At 60.2% G+C, this 21,143-nt stretch carries 20 protein-coding genes; 7 read left to right on the forward strand and 13 right to left on the reverse strand.

The features are described from left to right. The first annotated feature begins 10 nt into the window (after positions 1–10). The 3 genes from zapE to KJY40_RS14740 all read left to right on the forward strand — a co-directional run bounded on the left by zapE (position 11) and on the right by KJY40_RS14740 (position 2,325). The gene (gene zapE, locus KJY40_RS14730) at positions 11–1,129 is read left to right on the forward strand and encodes a cell division protein ZapE (RefSeq protein ID WP_230730787.1); all 1,119 of its coding nucleotides are present in this window, start codon (positions 11–13) and stop codon (positions 1,127–1,129) included. A gap of 18 nt (positions 1,130–1,147) precedes the next feature. Then, positions 1,148–1,729 carry a DinB family protein gene (locus tag KJY40_RS14735; RefSeq protein ID WP_230730789.1) on the forward strand — a complete coding sequence of 194 codons (582 nt, stop codon included), beginning with the start codon at positions 1,148–1,150 and terminating at the stop codon, positions 1,727–1,729. A 98-nt stretch (positions 1,730–1,827) separates the two neighbouring features. Further along, entirely contained in the window at positions 1,828–2,325 is a 498-nt protein-coding gene (locus KJY40_RS14740) for a GNAT family N-acetyltransferase (protein ID WP_230730791.1), read from the forward strand. Positions 2,326–2,408: 83 nt separating this feature from the next. Here KJY40_RS14740 and KJY40_RS14745 read toward each other — a convergent pair whose 3' ends face one another. The 4 genes from KJY40_RS14745 to KJY40_RS14760 all read right to left on the reverse strand — a co-directional run bounded on the left by KJY40_RS14745 (position 2,409) and on the right by KJY40_RS14760 (position 7,336). Then, complete coding sequence (locus KJY40_RS14745) at positions 2,409–2,615, reverse strand: hypothetical protein (RefSeq protein ID WP_007957512.1); 207 nt, start codon at positions 2,613–2,615, stop codon at positions 2,409–2,411. Between the two features lie 185 nt (positions 2,616–2,800). Next, positions 2,801–5,047, reverse strand: coding sequence for a TonB-dependent siderophore receptor (locus KJY40_RS14750; protein ID WP_230730793.1), 2,247 nt, complete (start codon positions 5,045–5,047; stop codon positions 2,801–2,803). A 144-nt stretch (positions 5,048–5,191) separates the two neighbouring features. Continuing rightward, positions 5,192–6,943 carry a phosphoethanolamine transferase CptA gene (locus KJY40_RS14755; protein WP_230730794.1) on the reverse strand — a complete coding sequence of 584 codons (1,752 nt, stop codon included), beginning with the start codon at positions 6,941–6,943 and terminating at the stop codon, positions 5,192–5,194. A 210-nt stretch (positions 6,944–7,153) separates the two neighbouring features. Further along, entirely contained in the window at positions 7,154–7,336 is a 183-nt protein-coding gene (locus KJY40_RS14760; protein ID WP_127798040.1) for a DUF6026 family protein, read from the reverse strand. Positions 7,337–7,608: 272 nt separating this feature from the next. Between KJY40_RS14760 and gnd the strand changes: the two genes are divergently transcribed. The 3 genes from gnd to KJY40_RS14775 are packed head-to-tail and all read left to right on the forward strand — an operon-like array spanning position 7,609 to position 10,915. After that, entirely contained in the window at positions 7,609–8,589 is a 981-nt protein-coding gene (gene gnd / locus KJY40_RS14765) for a phosphogluconate dehydrogenase (NAD(+)-dependent, decarboxylating) (protein ID WP_064596363.1), read from the forward strand. Further along, positions 8,586–10,109, forward strand: a complete 1,524-nt coding sequence (gene zwf, locus KJY40_RS14770; RefSeq protein ID WP_230730796.1) for a glucose-6-phosphate dehydrogenase — start codon at positions 8,586–8,588, stop codon at positions 10,107–10,109. The genes gnd and zwf overlap by 4 nt, the downstream gene beginning before the upstream one ends. After that, complete coding sequence (locus KJY40_RS14775) at positions 10,106–10,915, forward strand: HAD family hydrolase (RefSeq protein WP_230730797.1); 810 nt, start codon at positions 10,106–10,108, stop codon at positions 10,913–10,915. The genes zwf and KJY40_RS14775 overlap by 4 nt, the downstream gene beginning before the upstream one ends. 44 nt (positions 10,916–10,959) lie before the next feature. Here KJY40_RS14775 and nhaB read toward each other — a convergent pair whose 3' ends face one another. From nhaB to KJY40_RS14790, 3 genes are all read right to left on the reverse strand, one after another. Beyond that, complete coding sequence (gene nhaB, locus KJY40_RS14780; RefSeq protein ID WP_230730798.1) at positions 10,960–12,462, reverse strand: sodium/proton antiporter NhaB; 1,503 nt, start codon at positions 12,460–12,462, stop codon at positions 10,960–10,962. Between the two features lie 74 nt (positions 12,463–12,536). Beyond that, positions 12,537–13,826, reverse strand: coding sequence for an NHL repeat-containing protein (locus KJY40_RS14785; protein ID WP_230730799.1), 1,290 nt, complete (start codon positions 13,824–13,826; stop codon positions 12,537–12,539). Positions 13,827–14,110: 284 nt separating this feature from the next. After that, positions 14,111–14,377 carry a hypothetical protein gene (locus KJY40_RS14790; RefSeq protein WP_230730800.1) on the reverse strand — a complete coding sequence of 89 codons (267 nt, stop codon included), beginning with the start codon at positions 14,375–14,377 and terminating at the stop codon, positions 14,111–14,113. A 344-nt stretch (positions 14,378–14,721) separates the two neighbouring features. On the opposite strand from KJY40_RS14790, the gene KJY40_RS14795 reads away from it, so the two are divergent. After that, the gene (locus tag KJY40_RS14795; protein ID WP_230730801.1) at positions 14,722–16,047 is read left to right on the forward strand and encodes a sigma-54 dependent transcriptional regulator; all 1,326 of its coding nucleotides are present in this window, start codon (positions 14,722–14,724) and stop codon (positions 16,045–16,047) included. Between the two features lie 80 nt (positions 16,048–16,127). On the opposite strand, the gene KJY40_RS14800 is transcribed toward KJY40_RS14795, so the two are convergent. The 6 genes from KJY40_RS14800 to KJY40_RS14825 all read right to left on the reverse strand — a co-directional run bounded on the left by KJY40_RS14800 (position 16,128) and on the right by KJY40_RS14825 (position 21,104). Further along, positions 16,128–17,432, reverse strand: coding sequence for a hypothetical protein (locus KJY40_RS14800; protein ID WP_230730802.1), 1,305 nt, complete (start codon positions 17,430–17,432; stop codon positions 16,128–16,130). Between the two features lie 45 nt (positions 17,433–17,477). Beyond that, positions 17,478–18,224, reverse strand: coding sequence for a hypothetical protein (locus KJY40_RS14805; protein WP_230730803.1), 747 nt, complete (start codon positions 18,222–18,224; stop codon positions 17,478–17,480). Between the two features lie 43 nt (positions 18,225–18,267). Further along, positions 18,268–18,948: a C39 family peptidase gene (locus KJY40_RS14810; protein WP_230730804.1), complete on the reverse strand. Its 681-nt coding sequence runs from the start codon at positions 18,946–18,948 to the stop codon at positions 18,268–18,270. Positions 18,949–19,010: 62 nt separating this feature from the next. After that, positions 19,011–20,012 carry a heme utilization protein gene (locus KJY40_RS14815; protein WP_230730805.1) on the reverse strand — a complete coding sequence of 334 codons (1,002 nt, stop codon included), beginning with the start codon at positions 20,010–20,012 and terminating at the stop codon, positions 19,011–19,013. 68 nt (positions 20,013–20,080) lie between these two features. Beyond that, positions 20,081–20,653: an adhesin gene (locus KJY40_RS14820; RefSeq protein ID WP_230730806.1), complete on the reverse strand. Its 573-nt coding sequence runs from the start codon at positions 20,651–20,653 to the stop codon at positions 20,081–20,083. A 1-nt stretch (position 20,654) separates the two neighbouring features. Then, on the reverse strand, positions 20,655–21,104 hold the full coding sequence (locus tag KJY40_RS14825; RefSeq protein WP_230730808.1) for a hypothetical protein: 450 nt from the start codon (positions 21,102–21,104) through the stop codon (positions 20,655–20,657). Positions 21,105–21,143: the final 39 nt, after the last annotated feature.

Raw genomic sequence — 21,143 nt, forward strand, 5'->3', positions numbered from 1 at the left:
ACTGCCGCGCATGACTTTCGACTCCCCCCTGAGCGCCTGGCAATACGCCGTCGACCACAAGGGCTTCATCCAGGATGAAGCCCAGGAACACGCGGTCTGGGCCTTGCAAAAATGCCATGAAGCCCTGCACGCCGGTGCCCGTTCGGTCACCGGTGTTTACCTGTGGGGTCCGGTCGGCCGTGGCAAGACCTGGCTGATGGACCAGTTTCATCAGAGCTTGCGGGTGCCGGCGCGGCGGCAGCACTTTCATCACTTCATGGGCTGGGTGCATCAACGTTCGTTTCAACTGACCGGGATCGCCGATCCACTGCGGGCCCTGGCCCGTGAGCTGGCGGCCGAGGTGCGGGTGCTGTGTTTCGATGAGCTGTTCGTTAATGACATCGGTGACGCAATCATTCTCGGGCGCCTGTTTCAGGTGATGTTCGACGAAGGCGTGGTGGTGGTCTGCACCTCCAACCTGCCGCCGGATCAGCTGTATGCCGACGGCTTCAACCGCGATCGCTTCCTGCCGGCAATCACCGCGATCAAGCAGCACATGCAAGTGGTCGCGGTGAATGGCGCCGAAGATCACCGACTGCATCCCGGCGCCGTCGAGCAACGCTATTGGGTTGCATCTCCGGGGCAGGGTAGTGCACTGAACCAGGTGTTCGACGCATTGGCCGCCGGGCAAACCGTCAGCGCCGAACAGGTGCCGGTCGGTTACCGCGCCCTTAACGTGGTGCAGGCCAGTGATTCGGTGTTGTGGTGCCGTTACACCGACCTGTGCGAGCAACCGTTCGCCGCCATGGATTTCATCGCGTTGTGCGACACCTACCGGGCTATTCTGTTGAGCGAGGTGCCGAACCTCAGCGCGAAAAAGCGCGAAGGGCGGATTGCCCGTGGCACCGAGGACGGCGCGGAACGGGTGGTGGCCGGCGATCGCGAATTGCCGCAACTGTCCGTGCACGATGACGGGGTGCGCCGGTTCATCGCTCTGGTCGACGAGTGCTACGACCGCAAGGTGCCGCTGTACATCGAGGCCGAAGTGCCGATGGACGCGCTCTACACCGAAGGCTACCTGGAATTCCCGTTCCGCCGGACCCTCAGCCGCTTGCAGGAAATGCAGTTGCAACGCTTCGCCGAGACCTGAAAACACGGAGGGCGCGACATGACTCAGCCACTGTCCCACCATTTGCTGACCATGGCCTACCAGAACGCCTGGGCCAACCATCGACTGGCCAAGGCCTGGAGCCAGCTCGACGACGCGCAGCTGGCGGCGCCGCGGGTGAGTTTCTTCCCCAGCATCCGCCTGACCCTCAACCACATCCTCACCTGCGACTGGTTCTACGTTGATGCGCTGGAGCGCGAGTTGCGCGGTGACGAGCCGCATCCCGATTGCTACGTGTTCTTCGATGCAGACGAACCCTTCACCGAGGCGCAGGCCTTGCGCCGAGAACAGGCGCATGTTGACCGGCGCCTGATCGCCTACTGCGAGCAACTGCGCGATACCGATCTGGGGCGCATCGTCACCATCGCCCGCGACACGCCGCAGCACGACAGCCGTCTGCGGATTATTTCGCACCTGTTCGAACACCAGATCCACCACCGTGGCCAGGTCCACGCGATGCTCAGCGGCACCTCGGTGAAACCGCCGCAACTGGACGAGTTTTTCTGTGCCGGCGAGTCCGGTTTGCGAGCCGAGGATTTCGCCGAGCTGGGCTGGACCGAAGAACTCATCTGGGGGCATTGAAAACGTCGGGTTGTGGCCGGGACCTGCCTCGCGCTAAGGTCGCCGAGCCTATCAGTGCGTATCAAACGCGCCGGGGCCACGTGCGATCGAGGAAGGAAATGGATTCCGCAGACATTCTTGTGCTTCAAGCCAGTTACACCAACCCGGTGCATGCCGAGGCCATCGGTGTGGTGCTCAATCATTACGCCGAAGACCCGATGGGCGGCGGCCATCCCATTGACCCCGAACTGTTGCAGCAACTGCCCGCCGAACTGGCCAAGCGGCCCCACGCGTTCAGCGTCCTGGCGTTTGTCGGTGGCGAGCCGGCAGGGCTGGTGAACTGCTTCGAGGGGTTTTCCACGTTTGCCTGCAAACCGCTGGTCAACGTGCATGACGTCTCGGTGGTGACGAAATTTCGCGGCCTGGGGCTGAGTCAGAAAATGCTGCGCAAGGTCGAGGACATCGCCCGTCAGCGCGGTTGCTGCAAGATCACCCTGGAAGTGCTTGAAGGCAACGCCGTGGCGCAGAATTCCTATGCCAAGTTCGGCTTCGCGCCGGGCATGTTCGACCCGAGTCACGGGCGCATGCTGTTCTGGATCAAGGATCTGCAGGCATAAAAAAAGGCGCCCGAACAGGGCGCCCAACTGTCATCTGCGGGGCCAGAGCGGAGCCATCGCAGGTCCATCGGTAAAGCGTTCGCTCAAGGGCGATAGGATTCAGTCACCTGGGCGGTCTGGTCGTCCGGAACCTTGAGTTCGTTGGTCTTCGCGTCAGCCTGCTGACTTTGTGCGGAATGAACCGGGAAGTTGGCCCAGTAATGTCTCATGCGCTCGGCGCCGCCTTCGGCGAATGCGCTGGCGGATGCGAGGGTCAGTAGACCGGCAAGGATTGCAGTCGTGGTTTTCATGGTGCCTCCTACGAAAAATGTCGGAGCCGTTCATCCATGAATCTGGTCCTCGGGGCGCAGTGTCCGTCGAGGGCATTAACGAGAGGTTAACGCTCGTTCAGTTTAGGTTTTACCGGGTGTTTCCACGGCGTTTCGGACGAACGCTGCACGCGTCAATAACGCGCGCAGGTCGTGAGGGAAGGGCGTCAGAGTTTCCAGTCGAGGCTCAGCGTCACGGTGCGAGGATCGCCCCAGAACACGCCGTTGTAGAAGCCGACGTTGTCGTAATACTTCTTGTCGAACAGGTTGTCGACGTTGAGGGACGCCGACAGGTGTTTGTCGAACTCGTACCGCGACATCAGCTTGACCACCGTGTAGGCGTCCTGTCTGATTCGCGCACGTTCGGTAATGATCCGGCCATTGGCGCCGCGCCCGACCGGGCGGTTGGAATTGCCGTAGACGTCACTCTGCCAGTTCACCGCGCCGCCCACGGTCAGGGCATTCCAGTTGCCCGGCAGGCGATAGGCCGTGGACAGGCGGAACAGGTTCAGCGGCTGGTTGGTGTTGGTGCGGTTTTTCTCGCCGTTGACCGAGTGGGTGTAGGTGTAGCCGGCGGTCATGTTCCAGCCGTCGAGCACTTCGCCCGAGACCTCGGCTTCGAAACCGTTGACCTTGTTGCCTTTACCGCCGGATTTGTAGAACTCCTCCAGGGTCACCGGATCCGGCGGCACCGAGTCATCCACTTCGGCCACGTTGTCCTGCTTGCTCCAGAAAATGGCGGTGGCGAGATTCAGGCGCTCGTCCAGCAGGCTGCCCTTGAGTCCGACTTCATAGTTGCTGCCGACAATCGGCTCGATGAACTTGCGGTTGGCGTCGCGGTAGGTCTGCGGTTTGAAGATGTCGGTGTAGCTGGCGTAAACGGTGTACTCCGGCGTCAGGTCGTAAAGCAGGCCGGCGTAAGGCGTCCACATGTCGTTGTGCTGCTGGCGGCTGGCATCGACGCTTTCCAGTTGCAGGTTGTCGTCGAAGGTGTTGGCCGTTTTTGACGCCTTCCAGCTGCCGTAGCGGGTGCCAAGTACGGCGTGCAGGTCGTCCGTCAGGCTCAGGCGAGTCGCCAGATAGCCTGCTTTTTGTTGCGTGCTGTCTTTGGAGCTGGTGAGCCCGGTCACGGTGTCCGGGAATTTGGCGATGTCGCCCATGTACTTCCAGTCGCGGATGGTGGCGTAGTTGCGCGCAACCGGACCGTCAACGGTGTACGGCGAGCTGGAGCTGCGTTCGGCTTCGCCATAGCCGATCATCATCTGGTGTTCGCGCCCCAGCAGCGAGTAGGGGCCGGACAGGTTGAAGTCGTACGCCTTCATGCGCTGCGGGCCGATCATGTGTGAGCTGTAGGCGGTCATGCCGCTGCGATCCGGTTCGGGGAAACCGGCGCCGGCGTAGTAGACCTTGCCGTCGGTGTCGCTCTTGCGGTGGGTGTAGGCAGCTTTCAGGTGCCAGTCGCCCGCCAGGCTTTGATCGAGGGTGGCGAACGCGGTCTTGTCGCGCAGCGGCCAGGAGCTCCAGGAAGTGGCCATGTTGGTCGAACGCCCGAGGCTGGCCTTGCTGCCGTCGGCGTTCCAGTACGGCAGGGTGCCCCACGATGAGCCTTGCACCTGCTTGTCCTGATAGTCGTAACCGACCGCCAGCACCGTGGAGTCGGTCAGGTCCGCTTCGAGGATGCCGTAGCCGACTTCCCTTTGCAGGGCGTACTTGTCGCGAAACGACCCCTGGTCGCGGTAGGCCAGTACGCTTCGCCCGCGCAGGCGCCCGTCGAACGCCAGCGGGCCGCCGACATCGACATAGCTGTAGTAATCGTCATAGCTGCCGCCACTGACGCCGGCCTGCGCCTGCCATTGTGCGGTCGGGCGTTTGCGCACCATGTTGATGGTTGCCGACGGGTCGCCTGCACCCGTGGTCAGGCCGGTGGCGCCGCGTACGACTTCGATGCGGTCGTAGATGATGGTGTCCGAATCGGACTTCATGTACTGGAAGGTGTTGAGCATCCCGTCGATCTGGAAATTGTTGATCGAGTAACCGCGGGACGAATAGCTGACCCGATCCGAGTCGTTGTGCTGCACCACGATGCCGGTGGTCTGGCTCATGGCCTCGGACAATGTACCGAGCTTGAAATCATCCATCTGCTGACGAGTGACCACGGACACCGATTGCGGGGTTTCCTTGATCGACAGGTTCAACCGCGTGGCCGTGCTCATGGCGCCGGTGGTGTAGGCGTGGGTGTTTTCAGTGGTGCTGCCCAGTCCTTGGGCGGTGACGCTGGTGGAGGCCAGCTCCAGTGCCGGAGCAGCGGGGGCTGATTGTTTTTCGGCGTCGGTTTCAGCCAGCAGATCCGGGCTCAATGCAACACTGCACAGGCCCAGGGTGAGGGTCATGGAACGGGTGATGGGCGCGAACATCGCAGCCGACTCCTTGTCTTCGAGGGAAAAATTCCGTTTGTTCAAAGACGAAGCGAAGGTGTGCGATTTAGTATCAAACGAGAAATATTGTTATTTGAAGATGTTTCAGTTGCATGAAAAAAGGGCCGTTTCCGGCCCTTTCTGTTACTCCTGCAGCACCACTTCCGTGGCTGTGGCCGCGGGTTTTTTCGGTTTCATCAGGCTGAAGTCGATCAGGGCCCGCTGTTCGCGTTCGTAAGGGTTGCCGATCAACAGCGGACGAGGCTTGAAGCTGTCGCTGACCAGGCTCTTGCTGCGATCCAGCTCATCGAAACTCAACCCGGCCAGGTCCGCCCAGGTGTGGATCAGGTGTGAACTGCTGTAAGGGCGGCTCAGATCTCCGGCGAAACTCCAGTCGTGGTTTTCGCGCCACTTCGGCGAGGCCCAGGCCATGAACGGAATGGTGTACATCGGCGCCGTCGGCTTGTTTTCGTTGCGGCCCAGGGTGCCGTGGCCCACCGAGTCGAATACGTCTTCACCGTGGTCGGAGAGGTACAGCAAGAAGCCGTTCGGATCGGATTTGGCGTAGTCCTTGATCAGACTCGAGACCACGAAATCGTTGTACAGCACCGCATTGTCGTAGCTGTTGTAGGTCGGCACCTGATCGTCACGCACGCCGGCCGGAACGCCGTTGCGATCCTGGAACTTGTCGAAGCTCGGCGGATAACGGTACTGGTAGCTCATGTGCGTACCGAGCAGATGCACGACGATCAGCTTGCGCGGCGCCGCGTCGGCCAGGGCCTTGTTGAACGGCTCGATCACGTCGCCATCGTACTGCGCGGCGTTCTGGTTACGGTTGTTGTTCAGGTACACCTGTTCGTCGGCCTGTTCGGAGAAGGTCGTGAGCATGGTGTTGCGTTTGGTCATGGTTTGCTGGTTGGTGATCCAGAAGGTCTTGTAGCCGGCCTGTTTCATCATGCTGACCAGCGACGGCGTGGACAGATACAGGTCCGGATTTTCTTCGTCGGCGAAGGTCAGCACCTGTTGCAGCGCCTCGATGGTGTACGGGCGCGGGGTGATGACGTTGTCGAAGATCGACAGCTGATCCTTGAGCTTGTCCAGCTCCGGCGTGGTTTTACGCGGGTAGCCGTAGAGGCTCATGCGCTGGCGGTTGGTGGATTCGCCGATCACCAGCACCAGGGTCGCCGGCTGGTTGGCGCCCGAGTCCTGGAGGTTTTTCAGCGGCGGGATCTTGCTCGCGCTGTGCAGCATGCCCTGCATGTCGGCCAGGGTTTCCTGATAGCGGTGATAAGCCACGGCCATCTGCCATGGCACGGCCGGCTCGATGCGGGTTTCGAATTTCTCGAAGCCTTGGGCGAAGCTGCCGGTGCGCATTGTCTGTTTGACCAGCGGATAACCGATCACGGCCACCAGGATCGCCATGGCGGCGACGAACGCCCGGCCACGGGGCAGGTAAACCGGACGCAGGCGTGTCCACAGGAAATACGCGAACGCGGTGTGCGCGAGGAACGCCGGGATCATCCACCAGGCAAAGTACTGGGTCATGTACTCGCCGGCTTCGGACACGTTCGACTCGAACATGATGAAGATCACGCTCTGGGAGAATTCCTGCTGGTAGATGAAGAAGTAACCCAGGCTGGCCATCGAGCAGGCCCACAGCACGACGCCGATCAGCGCGGCGAGCAGACGGGTGCGTTTGGGGAACAGCAGCATCGGCGCGAGCCACACGGCGCTCATCACGAAGGCCTGACGGAACCCGGTGAAGCCAGAGGTGCCGGTCAGCTGGATCAGCAGTTGGGTGATACCGGAGAAGTACCAGAAGAACACAAACAGCCAGATGAAACCGGCCCAGTCGAAACCTGTCGCAGTCGTATTGCTGCGTTTGAACACCGCCATTCAGCACTCCAGCTCAGTCGTCACATCCACCGCCGGGCGCTCCATGCAACCGGCGCATGAACCCGACGAACGGAGGCCATGCGCAGACACGCACGGCCAGAATGCGCCGGAGTATCAACAAGCGAATGTGAAAACTTTGTTAGTTGCCGAAAAGGGCAGGAGGTGCAGCATGTCGGGAACAGCAATGGCTGCTCCCGAAGCGGGCGGGGATCAGGCGTGGGGCGAGCGCTGTACGCGTGGCAAGGGCTTCGGCTCGGCGCCTTGGGTCAGCAGGCGCAATTGCGCGAGTTCCTGCTTGAGCTGGTCGCGTTCATCTTTCAACTGACGCAATTCATCACGACGGATGGTGACGTACAGGGTTTGTGGCGGCATTGCTGTGTGTACTGTGCCCATTGCTCACCTCGCAAATGGCGTGTCTCAACTGTAGTTCAGCCCCGAATTCGGTTGCTGACATACTATCGGCGCCGATTTTGATTTCTTTTGCTCGTGAATGGAACTTTTTTATTTTTCATGGTCGTTGTGTCTTCGGCACGTTTCCAGACGTTATCAGTCTGGATCGGGCACAATGCACGGAAACTTCAACCCGACGCTCTGGACTAACCTCCATTAGTCGCGTTGGGCTATACCTTTGACACACTTTTATTTGTAGTAAGGAGCATCAGCACATGCAACTCGGGATTATTGGACTGGGCCGCATGGGCGGCAATATTGCGCGACGTCTGATGCTCAACGGTCACACCACCGTTGTTTACGACCGCAATACCGCCTTTGTCGACACCCTGGCCGCCGAGGGCTCTACCGGCGTCGCCGATCTGCCTGCACTGGTCGCAGGCCTGGCCAAGCCGCGTGCGGTGTGGGTCATGCTGCCGGCCGGCGCACCGACTGAAGACACCATCGAAACCCTGAGCACGCTGCTCGAGGCGGGCGACACCATTATCGATGGCGGCAACACCAACTATAAGGATGACATCCGCCGGGCCAAAACCCTGGCCGAGAAGGGCCTGCACTACATCGACGTCGGCACCTCCGGCGGCGTCTGGGGCCTGGAGCGCGGCTACTGCATGATGATCGGCGGCGATGCCGAGACCGTTAAGCGTCTGGATCCGCTGTTCGCCGCGCTGGCGCCGGGCATGGGCGACATTCCGCGCACCAGGGACCGCAAGTCCGATGACCACCGTGCCGAGCACGGCTACATCCACGCCGGTCCCGCCGGTGCCGGTCACTTCGTCAAGATGATCCACAACGGGATCGAGTACGGGATGATGGCGGCCTTCGCCGAAGGCTTCGACATCCTCAAGACCAAGTCCAGCGAGCTTCTGCCAGAAGACCAGCGTTTCGACCTGAACGTGGCCGACATCGCCGAAGTCTGGCGTCGTGGCAGCGTGGTGTCGTCGTGGCTGCTCGACCTGACCGCCGATGCCCTGGCGGTCGACCCGAAACTCGACGGTTTCTCCGGCTCCGTGGCGGACAGCGGCGAAGGTCAATGGACCATCGAAGCGGCAATGGAACAAAAGGTGCCGGTACCGGTGCTGTCCAACTCGCTGTTCTCGCGCTACCGCTCCCGCGGCCAGGGCACTTTCGGCGACAAGATTCTTTCGGCCCAGCGCTTCGGCTTCGGCGGCCACGTGGAGACTCCGAAGAAATGACCCATACGATCCGCAGGAAATCCAAGGCAGAACCCGCACCACCGACCACGCTGTTTCTGTTCGGCGCCCACGGTGATCTGGTCAAGCGCCTGCTCATGCCGGCGCTGTACAACCTGAGTCGCGACGGCCTGCTGGATGATGGCCTGCGGATCGTCGGCGTTGACCACAACGCCATCACCGATGAAGCCTTCGCGCAAAAGCTCGAAGACTTCATCCGCACCGAAGTGGCAGCGAAAGTCGGCAAGGGCGATCAGATGCTTGATCCGGCCTTGTGGGCCAAGCTCGCCAAAGGCATCAGCTACGTCCAGGGCGATTTCCTGGACGACAGCACTTATTCAGCCCTGGCGGCGAAAATCGCCGACAGCGGCACTGGCAATGCGGTGTTCTACCTGGCCACCGCGCCACGTTTCTTCAGTGAAGTGGTGCGCCGTCTCGGCAGCGCCGGGCTGCTCGAAGAAACCCCGGAAGCCTTCAGAAGGGTGGTGATCGAAAAACCGTTCGGCTCCGACCTGCAAACCGCCGAGGCATTGAACGCCTGCCTGCTCAAGGTCATGTCGGAAAAGCAGATCTACCGGATCGATCACTATCTGGGCAAGGAAACCGTGCAGAACATTCTGGTCAGCCGGTTCTCCAACAGCCTGTTCGAAGCGTTCTGGAACAACCACTACATCGACCACGTGCAGATCACCGCCGCCGAAACCGTCGGCGTCGAAACCCGTGGCAGTTTTTACGAACACACCGGCGCCCTGCGGGACATGGTGCCCAATCACCTGTTCCAGTTGCTGGCCATGGTCGCGATGGAACCGCCGGCCGCGTTCGGCGCCGATGCGGTGCGCGGCGAGAAGGCCAAGGTGGTCGGCGCGATCCGGCCGTGGACCACTGAAGAGGCGCGAGAAAATTCGGTGCGCGGCCAGTACGGCGCCGGTGAAGTCGCTGGCAAACCGGTGGCTGGTTATCGCGACGAGAACAACGTCTCCCCAGAAAGCACCACGGAAACCTACGTGGCGCTCAAAGTGATGATCGACAACTGGCGCTGGGTCGGCGTGCCGTTCTACCTGCGCACCGGCAAGCGCATGAGCGTGCGCGACACCGAGATCGTCATCTGCTTCAAACCGGCGCCGTATGCGCAGTTCCGGGATACCGAGGTCGACGAACTGCAACCGACCTACCTGCGTATCCAGATCCAGCCCAATGAAGGCATGTGGTTCGACCTGCTGGCCAAACGGCCGGGGCCGGCGCTGAACATGGCCAACATCGAGCTGGGTTTCGCTTACAAGGACTTCTTCGAAATGCAGCCGTCCACCGGCTACGAAACCCTGATCTACGACTGCCTGACCGGTGACCAGACGCTGTTCCAGCGTGCCGACAACATCGAGAACGGCTGGCGCGCGGTGCAGCCGTTCCTCGACGCCTGGCAACAGGATGCGAGCGTGCAGAGTTACGCCGCCGGCGAAGACGGGCCGAAAGCCGCCGATGAGCTGCTGACTCGCGATGGTCGCGTCTGGCATGGTCTGGGATGAGCGAGCCGATCCGTTTTCTGTTGAGCGACATGGACGGCACGCTGTTGTTGCCCGATCACAGCCTGAGCCAGCGCACGGTTGATGCCGTTCGTTCGCTGCGCGAAGCGGGCGTGTTGTTCAGCCTGGCCACCGGGCGTCCCTCCAAAGCCATGCTGCAACAGATCGAAGCCCTGGGCGTGGATCTGCCGACGGCGGCGTTCAATGGCGGCACGATCGTCAATCCGGACGGCAGCATTCTGGTCGCGCATTACCTGCCGGCCACGGCAGCGTTGACCGCACTGGCGCTGTTCGTCGATCAGCCGGATGTCGAAATCTGGGTGTTCAGCGGCGGCGACTGGCTGCTCAAGGATCCGCACGGGCCGATGGTGCCGCGTGAGCAGCATGGGCTCGGTTATCCACCGGTGGTGGTGGAGAGCTTCGAGCCGTACCTGGAGCGTATCGACAAGATCGTCGCGACCAGCAACAACACTGAACTGCTGATCGAGCTGGAGGCGCAGTTGCTGCCGAAGGTCGAGGGCATGGCGCAGGTGTCGCGCTCGCAACCGGTTTTTCTGGATGTGACTGCGATGGAAGCGAACAAGGGCGCTGCACTGGCAACCCTGGCCGCGCATCTGGGCGTACCGCTGGCGCAGACGGCGGCGATTGGCGATGGCGGCAATGATCCGGCGATGTTCCATGTTGCCGGGTTGTCGATAGCCATGGGGCAGGCCGAGGACGCGGTGAAGCGTCAGGCCGACGTGGTGACCGGGCCGAACACCGAGGATGGCGTGGTGCAGGCGATCGAGAAATACATTCTGCCGCGCTGATTCATGCATAAAAAAACGGGAGCCTCAGGGCTCCCGTTGTTGTTTTACAGCCAGTAGCTCACGGCATACCAGCCCAGCAATCCCATCACGATGGTGTAGGGCAATGCCATCCACACCATTCGCCCGTAGGACAACCGTACCAGCGGTGCAATCGCCGACGTCAGCAGAAACAGGAACGCTGCCTGACCATTGGGTGTGGCCACGCTCGGCAGGTTGGTGCCGGTGTTGATCGCAATCGCCAGTGTCTCGAAGTGTTCGCGGCTCATGTGGCCGGACAGGAACGCCTGTTTCACTTCAGTGATGTAGATCGTGGCGACGAATACGTTGTCACTGATGGCCGACAGCAGACCGTTGGCGATGAACAGCATTCCTGGTTGTTGCTCGGCCGGCAGTGCCAGTACCCAGTGAATCAGCGGCGCGAACAGTTGCTGGTCGTGAATCACCGCGACCACGGCGAAGAACACCACCAGCAGCGCGGTGAACGGCATGGCGTCCTTGAAGGCGCTGCCCAGTCGGTGTTCGTCGGTGATGCCGGTGAAAGCCGTGATCAGCACGATCACCATCAGCCCGATCAAGCCGACTTCAGCGATATGGAACGCCAGCCCGGCAATCAGAATCAGCGCAGCGCAGCCTTGCACCAGCAGGGCGGCGCGTTGGCGCGGGGTGCGCTCGGCATTGTCTTCGGCGGCGTAGTTGGCCAGCACGGCGCGTACGTTGTCCGGCAGCAGCGTGCCGTAACCGAACCAGCGCAGTTTCTCCAGCAACAAACAAGTCACCAGTCCCGCGACCAGCACCGGCAGGGATACCGGTGCGACCTTCTGGAAAAACTCGGCGAAGTGCCAGCCCATCTCGTGGCCGATCAGCAGGTTCTGCGGCTCGCCCACCAAGGTGCAGACGCCACCCAATGCAGTACCGACAGCGCCGTGCATCAGCAGGCTACGCAGGAAAGCGCGAAACTGCTCCAGGTCCTCATGATGCAACTGGGGCAGATGCTGGTCATCGCTGAATTCGCTGTCCTGGCGCGGATCGTTGCCGGAGGCCACCCGGTGGTAGACCGAATAGAAGCCCACGGCGGCGCTGATGATCACCGCCGTCACGGTCAGCGCGTCGAGAAACGCCGACAGAAACGCCGACAAAAAGCAGAACATCAGGGCCAGCAGCGCCTTCGAACGCACGCCCAGCAGCAGACGCGAGAACAGGAACAGCAGCAGGTCTTTCATGAAGTAGATGCCGGCGACCATGAACATCAGCAGCAGAATCACCGGGAAATTGTGCAGCAGCTCTTCATATAGCGCCTGGGGCGTGGTCATTTTCAGCAGCAGCGCTTCGATCAGCAGCAGGCCGCCGGGCATCAGCGGGTAGCACTTGAGCGCCATGGCCAAAGTGAAAATGAACTCGATCACCAGCAACCAACCGGCGGCGACCGGGCCGACGGTCCACAGCACCAGCGCGTTGAGAATCAGAAACCCGACGATGCACGCCTTGTACCAGCGGGGCGAATGCCCGAGAAAATTGTGCGCGAACGCCTGGGCCATCGAACCGGACATCGGTTGCTCCTTGTTTTAAGAAGCACGCAAGTTGCCGTAAGCGATAGGCAAGATCAAGTGTGGGAAGGTTCTGATTACTGATTCAGATAACGCGCGACCACTGCACGGTAGTTGCCGTCCAGTGAATAACCGCCCACCAGAATCTCACCGCCCGGCTGAATCGCCAGTGACGTGGCGGTATCGAGGCTGCGCCCCAGCCGCGTGCGTAACCAGCCTTTGCCGTCACCGAAGCTGGAGTCAAGACGGCCATCGGCCTGATGGCGGGCGACGATGAAATCGGCCTCGACCCCGCCGATCGTCGCACCCACCGCAACGAGACGCCCGTCTGTCATGCGTTGCGCGGCGTTCCATTGGCAGCCGCTGGGGCCGATGTCCAACAGAAGTGGCTGACCGCCGTTGCAGTGCAAATCGGGACGCCCGTTGCCGTGGACAGACAGCGTCATGCATCGAATCGGGTCGCGACTGCTGCCGAAGCCATGCAGATGTTCCGTTGATTCGATGACTTGATTCACCAGAGCACTTCGGCCCTGAGCCTTGAAGGCCAGGAAACCGTCCACCGCAAAGCGTTCGTCGAGCCGACCATCCGGCAGGTAGCGGGCGAGCAGGCCTTCCTGGGGAAAGTCGATCGAACCGGCCACCACGATTCTTCCGTCTTTTTGCAGCAGCAGGCTGCCGAGCCAGGTATTGAGCAGCAAGTGGCGAACCATGACGAAACCGCGACCGTTGAAAGACGGGTCGAGGCTGCCGTCCGGTTTAAGGCGGATCAGCATGCCGACATGATCGGCCAGTTCGAAGTGATGGTTGGCAATCAGCAGGATATGCCCGTCCGGCTGTACCGCGAAATCGCAGGCTTCGGCGCCCGGAACGCCCGGTGGCAACCAGGCATCGCGGGAACCCGTGGACAGATCGCCGGGCAGACGGACAATTTGCCGGCCGTTGTCACCAAAGTCCGGGTCAGGCCGGCCCTGGGCATCGAACAGGGCCAGGGCGGGCAGGGTGCGATGTTCTGATTCGTAATGCAGGCCCGCCAGCAGTACTCGTCCGTCAGGCAGGACTTGAACCTTGCTGCCGGTAGCTTCGAAACCGGCGGCGAACCGGCCGATCACGCTGCCTTGAAAGCCGAATCCCAGGTCTGCCGAACCGTCCTCGAGCAGGCGGGCCAGGCCGAAACGGCTGCCCTGAGCTGTGCCCACCTTGGCGGCAACCAGAATCCGACCGTGCGCATCGAGCGCCACGCTCTGGGTCAGGCTGGACGAACTGCCGGCGAAGTAGACCTGCGCGACACCGCTGCTGGAAAAGGTCTTGTCGAGTTGTCCGGTGTTATTCGCTAGCGTCGGCAGCGCTATGGCGATATGGGATGACATGCATGCTTCTCCTTGCGAGTCGACCGATTTCCGGAAGGCGGAACGGGTAACTGCATGAGCGAAACATTCAATCCCTGAATACGCGCTAGTACAACTGTAAGAACTAACAGGTGGAGGGTCGTACTGTGCCAGAACAGTGTCTTTTTGAACCAGTCGCAAGCCTGCCAAGCATTCAGGCACGAAAGTTCGGAGGAAAGTTGTACAAAGAGGCTGAAGTTAGAAAAACAATCAGCAACTAATAGAAGAGGGCGGATGACTTGAACGTCATCCGCATCACCCTCGGATCAGTGTGGCATCGACCAGGATTGCAGGGCGTAACCTTCTTCGCTCAGTTCGGCGCGAGCCTGTTGCAGCAGGTGCTCGAGTTGAGCCGGGTCGGAGTAGGCGCTGCTCGGGATCTGGGTACGACCGATATGGGAGTTGGTACGGTCAATCACGGTGAGGCAGAGTTCACCATTGCCGTCTTGTGGGGCCCAGGCGACGCATTGGAAAGGTTTAAATGCGCGGTTGGCAATCAAAAGAGCTTCGTTGATACGGAGCGGGGCGGTCATGGGGTCTTCTCTCTATAGTGCCCAATCAAGTGATGTGCCGTCGGTTGGGCTTACCGTTCGGCGAGTTACTTGTACTGATGCACGCAACCCGCTGGCGGGTCACACAGAATCTGAAGAAATTTCGACTTTCTTTCATACACTCAATATTCAGACAGGTTTTGAAAGCCTGGTGAAAGAATCAAGTCGATAGCTAACTAATAAAGATGGTTCTTATAACTGCTTCACTTGTACGGCTATAAGCAATTGATACAAGACGCCGTCAAATTCTTGCTAATGTAACAGTCAGGTTTGCCAAATGACTGTTTTTACGATCATTTCCCATAATTTGGCGCCAAGGAACAGTCATGAGCGAAGCGCCTGCACTACGACGTTTACTGGTCGTCGACCCTTGCGACGACTGTCACCGGTTGTTGCCTGGTTTGCGTGCCGTGGGTTGGGACGTCGACAGTTGCAGCCTGGAAAACGCCGCCGACCGAAGCTGCGATGTCGGCCTGTTGCGTTTACAGCCTTTTCACCTGGAACGTCCCGAAGCCGTCAAAGAGCTGATCAGTCGCAGCGGCACCGAATGGATCGCCGTGCTGAATCAGGAAGTGTTGCGCTTGCAGAACGTCGGCGATTTCGTCTGCGAATGGTTTTTCGATTTCCATACCTTGCCGTTCGACGTGTCGAGGGTGCAGGTCACACTCGGTCGCGCGTTCGGCATGGCGCGCCTGCGCGGCCAGGGCACGATTCACGTCGATCAGCCGGAGCACGAACTGCTCGGCGACAGCAAGCCGATCCGCGAATTGCGCAAACTGCTGAGCAAGCTGGCCCCGACCGAGTCGCCTGTGCTGATCCGTGGCGAAAGCGGTACCGGCAAGGAGCTGGTGGCCCGCACGCTGCACCGGCAGTCGCAACGTCATAGCAAACCCTTTGTGGCGATCAACTGCGGGGCGATTCCCGAGCATTTGATCCAGTCCGAGCTGTTCGGTCATGAAAAAGGGGCTTTCACCGGCGCCCATCAACGCAAGGTCGGGCGTATCGAAGCGGCCAATGGCGGTACCTTGTTTCTCGACGAAATCGGTGATCTGCCGCTGGAACTGCAAGCCAATCTGCTGCGCTTTCTTCAGGAACGGCACATTGAACGGGTCGGTGGCAGTCAGCCGATTCCGGTGGATGTAAGGGTGCTGGCGGCGACTCACGTCGACCTTGAAGCCGCCATCGAGAAGAAGCGCTTCCGTGAGGATCTGTATTACCGGCTCAATGTGCTGCAAGTGGTCACTGCCCCCTTGCGCGAGCGGCATGGCGATCTGTCGATGCTGGCCAACCATTTTTCCCATTTCTACAGCCACGAAACCGGCCGTCGCCCGCGCAGCTTCAGTGAAGATGCGTTGATCGCCATGGGCAAGCACGACTGGCCGGGTAATGTCCGGGAGTTGGCCAACCGCGTACGCCGGGGTCTGGTGCTGGCTGAAGGGCGGCAGATCGAGGCCCGTGATCTGGGGCTGATCAGCCAGCAGTCGATCGCCGCGCCGATGGGCACGCTTGAAGACTACAAGACCCGCGCCGAACGCCAGGCGTTGTGCGATGTATTGAACCGGCACAGCGACAACCTTAGTGTTGCCGCCAAGGTGTTGGGGGTTTCCCGGCCGACTTTCTACCGTTTGCTGCACAAGCACCAGATCCGCTAGGGCGCGGCGCTTCCTGAGTCCGGGAAGCTGAAAAGGCCCGCTGCGATGCAAGTCGCAGCGGGCCTTTTCATGTGTGGCAGTTAGAAGTAGTACGGGAATTTCAGACTGAAGGAGAAGTCCGGAGCATCGTCCGTCATGCCGATGGACAGGTTGGGCACGATGGTCAGGTTGTCGGTGGCTGCGATGGTCATGCCGACGTTGAAGTAACCGGCGTTGGCATCGCTGGATACCACCGATTCCCAATCCCCGCCATCCTGTTTCAGCTTGCTCTTGCGTTGCACCAGATCGGAGACTGAGAACGACATACTCATCTTCTCGTTCAGCGCAAACGCGATACCGGCACCGATCTGGAAACTGTCGCCGATACGCACCTTGCCCGGGGTTTTCTGGTTGACCGTGGAACTGATGTCGTCAAACGACTCCTCGAGGTTGTGAGTGTAGGACAGGCTGCCGAACAGTACGGCCGGGTCGAACGTCTTGACCAGCGAGATACCCGGTGTGATCGACCAGACGCCGTTGCCGGTCGGCAGGGTATCCGGCACGAACAGGTTGGTGTTGGCATCGGTCTGGCGCAATTTGATGCCGAAAGGATCCTTGCCGGTAGGTGCCTTGACCCGCAGGGATACCACTGCATCCGGCGTGTTGACCGACTCGTCCATGAACTTGTAGGCGATACCGAAGTTGACGTCGCCGATGGTTGGATCCTTGGTGACGGTGTCTTCGGTGGTGACCCCCGCAGCGCCCTGGTTGCCGCCGCCCGACTGATAAGTCGATTCGCGATACACGACCGGCACGTTCAGGTCGAACTGCCAGCGGTTATCGAAGTTGTAGCGGCCCGTCAGGTCCAGCGTCCAGGTATCGGCCTTGATCCGGTCGAGGTTGATGTTGCCCAGGAAAATCGAGTCCAGAGCGAGGAAGCCGTTGAGGATCAGCTGGCGGGTGTCGTAGCGCGAATAGGTCACGCCGGTTTCAAAGCTGAACTTGCCGCCGCCAAAGAAGCCGCTGGCTTCGTCGTACAGGTTGGACACGCTCTGTGCCGGTTGTGAATCGTCGGCCAGCGACTGGCCATAGGAGGAGCCACTGCCCCCGGCGGCGCCCCCCGACGCTGCTGCAGCCCCGGTACCGGTGGCGACCCGGTTGCCTTTCATGTCCGAAGGCGATTTGGCCAGGCGTTTCGGGGGCGGGGAGGCGGGTTGCTCTTCGACCTGGCGGACCCGCTGTTCGAGTACCGCCAGGGCTTTCTGTTGTACTTCGTATCGTTGCTTCAGCTCCAGAAGTTCCTGTTTCAGGGCTTCTACATCGGCGTCGGGCGCTGCCTGCAGCATCGCCGCGGGTAGAAGAGTACTCAAACATACAGCGGCACGCAGTGATACTGATCGATACATGAATAAGCCGTCCCTTTAAGCCCAATGATCGAGACTCAGCGTAGTTCAATATCCGATGTTGCGTAGTGCCCTGAGTTGAGTCAGGTTGCAGTCCAGTGCGCCGGCACTCATGCCGTTATTGTTAAGGACGACGTTGAGTTGTGTCAGGTTGTTGACGACGTTGGCGTTACCGAGCAAACGGGTGTTTTGCAGCAGTCCGCCCTGGGCGACCTGTTGCAAGGCGGTGCCCTGATTGCCGGCGGCCTGGATGGCCATTTGCACACCGCCACCTGTGGCCGAAACCGCGACGCTGCCGGCGGCGTTGCTGCCGGTAATCGTCTGCCCGGCCATCAAGGCCTGGCCCTGGGAGGGCATCAGGGCTGGGGCCTGACTGGCTTCTCTGACGTTGATCGCAACGTTGTTATAGGCGGAGTTGCCATCGCCGGCGGCGCGCACACTTTGCGTCACGCCCTGGCTGGAGTTGAGCCCCGCACCACCAATGACCGCGCCTGTCCCCAGTTCCGGGGTGCTGCCGTTGCCGGCTTCCTTGATGGTCGAGACGTAGAATTCAGGTTTTATCGAAGCGGCCTGCAATTGCATTGAGGTCGTGGCCCCGATCAGATCTCCGCTGGCGTTGCGCCAGGTACTGCTCATGACGATACCGAAACTGATGATCCGGCCCGGCATGACATAACGACCGCGCAGCTCGGCGAGCTCCTGGTCCTTGATTTCGATGGGTTTGAATCCTGCATTGGCGTAGCCTGATGCGCTCGCTGCCAGGCAGGCGGCGGCCAGCCAGTATGAGGTTTTCATCTGCTGCTCCCGGGACATCCAGCCCCACTCTTGTAATCGGCGATTAAAAGAAGTCGCTCTGTATGAACCCGAAGTCCATCAATTCAGCATCTTTGACAGGGTTGAAGCTATCCAGCTTGTTCTTGGCCGTCAGCGGTACCGGAGGACTGCGCAGTGCATTGGTCTTGTCGTATCCGGGGCCGACAATGGCAAAGACGATGCCGTTCCAACCTTTGACAAAGTCATCATGGGAGTAGCGTTTGTGTCCTAAAACCGGGTCTCCGATGTAGACCCAATCCTTGTCCGCCCGCTGCATCACCACGAAATGCTTGTAGCCGCGAATTTCCATCAGTACCACCACCGGAATCGTCACGGAATCGAGTTTTTCCGGCGGAATCTTGTAACCCCTGGCGCGCATGCCGATGCTTTCTATGTAGCGCTTCATGTCGAGCATGGAGAAACCCTGGGTACGAACAAGGTCCTGGTCAGCATTGACCAGCATGCCTTTGATGACGTGCTCTTCATCGACGTCGAGCCAATAGGCCTGGCGCAGTACCGTGGCCAGTGCGGCGGCGCCGCAGCTGAAATCGGTTTTCTGTTCGACGATGTCGGCAAACTTGCGCTCACGAATGCTTTGCACGTTCTTGTAGACGAGCGTGCCGCCAGGCAAGGCAGCAACGGGCATCTGCGCAGCCTGGGTCAGGCCGCAGAAGCAAAGCAGAGCGAGGAGGGCAGTCTTACGCATGATCGATACGCCTTTGGGACTGAGGAAAAGCCCCGTTTCCGGGGCTTTCGTTTCGATCGCGATTACATGCAGGCTTTGCAACCTGCGGCGATGGACAGCGAGTTGCTTTGTTGGTTGCCCACACCTGCCGATACGTTCGCTCCGCCGTTGCCGGAGAAGTTGTTCATCGAACCGGTCATGGTTGCGGTGTTGGTTACAGGGTTTTTCCAGCCATCTTTGGTCAGCACTTGTTGGGTGGTGACGCCAGCCAGACCGAAGACACCCACGGCTTCGAATTTGGCTTTTTGGTCATCGTTGCCGCCGTGGCCGCCGCCACGGTTGCCATAACCACCGTGGTGGTCATCGTCTTCGATGGTCGCAGTACCTTTGGCCTTGAACACGCCAGCGGCTGCGAAAGTACCGGTGAGGGTGTCTTTTTTGTAGGTCTGCACGCCTTTGTTATCTACGACCAGGCCAGTGGAAGACTGGTTGGCAGCAGCAGCGGCAGTGGCTACACGACCACCCGATACGGCGATTGCCAGGTTGTTTTTCTGTTGGTTGAAGTTGCCGGAAGTCACGTTGATGCCGATGTTCCCGGAACCGTTGTTGCCAGCGTTGTTAAGTGTAGCGGTGTTCAGAGTCGACGAGTTTTTCACGTAGTTGTTGTTGTTGACTTGAGTGGCACTCGAGGCAGCAACAGCAGTACCGAAGATGAAGCTTTCGTCGGCGGTGGCCAGCGCAGCGGCGTTGTCTTGTTGGTTGCCGTCGCCGGCTGCAACGTTGGCGCCCATGTTGCCGTTGGAGCCGTTCAGCGAGTTGTCAGCCTTCGCATCGTTTTCAGTGCCCTGGTTTTTCACCACGTTGCCATCGCTGTTTTGTGCATCGAGCACTGCAGCGCCGGCACCGGCGGTGATTTGCAGAAGTTGTTCCAGGGTAGGGCCTTTTGGACCATGGTTGTTGCCATGACCATTGCCGTGCCCATTACCATGACCGTGATCATCATCGCGGCCGCCTGCCTGTGCTGCGATTGCCATCACTGCTGCGAGAGCGAAAACCAGTGGTTTGAGGGCCATTGTAGGTTTCATGGTGTTTCTCCGTGCTTATTAGTTGGTTAAGTGTTGGTACTTTCTAATTGCACTGCTTTTTATTTGGGTCAGTCTGCGACCCGGATGCTCAGGGTGTTAGCCATTCGGTTCCCCACCCCGGCACTCTGGTTCACCTGGATTACCCCTCGGCTGCCGGTGAAGGCCTGATCACTTGTCGTGACCTGGCGACTGCCGGGTGAGGTGCCAGTTGTTCCTGAGCTCGGTAACAACGCCACGTTCTGTTGAGAAAGGGCGCTATCGTCAACGCTCTGCGGGGCAGCACTGATGCTGACGCGCGTGACGTTGGCCATCTGGTTGTTGGCCCCGGCGCCCTGGTTCACGCCCAGGATCCCGTTGCCATTACTGAAAGAGGTGCCGCCAATGTTGGCGCTCGCATTGATTGAGCGGTCGGCGGGGGTGTCGATTTTCTGCTGCACGCTGGTGGTGGCATGGGATTCGGTGCCAATGGCGATCGCCTTGACGTTGGCCTGTTGCATCTGGTCGCCGGCCGCCTGGTTGACGTTGAAGTTGCCGCGGTATTGAACGCCGGAGTCTTGAATGTTCGCGTTGTTCACAGCGCTGGGATCGGCCATCACGCTGGAGCAGCCGAGCAGGGCGAGCAGGAGCAGGGAACGATTCATGTCATTGGCCTCCAGCCATGCGGGTCAACGGAGCAAGACCGGAACTCATCGCACGGTTGACGGTGTTGGAGATCGAGCCACCGGCACCGCCGCCATGGCCGCCGCTCATGCCTGGCAGACCATTCTGGTTGGTCAGGTTGTTCATGCCCGGCAGGTTTGAGTTGGGGGTGGCGATGTTGCCGCGGATGGAAGAGCCGCTGGCGACACCGGCGAAGTCGCCGTCGCTCAATTCGGTGTTGCTGAGGGTCGAATTGATCCGTGCCGAAGGGTTGGCATTGACGGTGGTCGGGTAGGGGTCTTTGCCACCGTTGCGGCCGATCGGGATGGGTTGGACATCACGATTGAGAACAATCACGCCGTTGCCTTCGGCCTGGACGTTCATACTGAGCAAAGTGCTGGCTGCCGATCCGATCAGCAGAAGGCAGGTCAAGCCTTTATTGATAGTCCCCACGGCGGCAATTCCTTCTCAGTGGGCTGGCCCTTGGTCAGC

This window comes from Pseudomonas fitomaticsae (assembly GCF_021018765.1).
In the GTDB taxonomy this organism is placed as follows: Bacteria; Pseudomonadota; Gammaproteobacteria; order Pseudomonadales; family Pseudomonadaceae; genus Aquipseudomonas; species Aquipseudomonas fitomaticsae.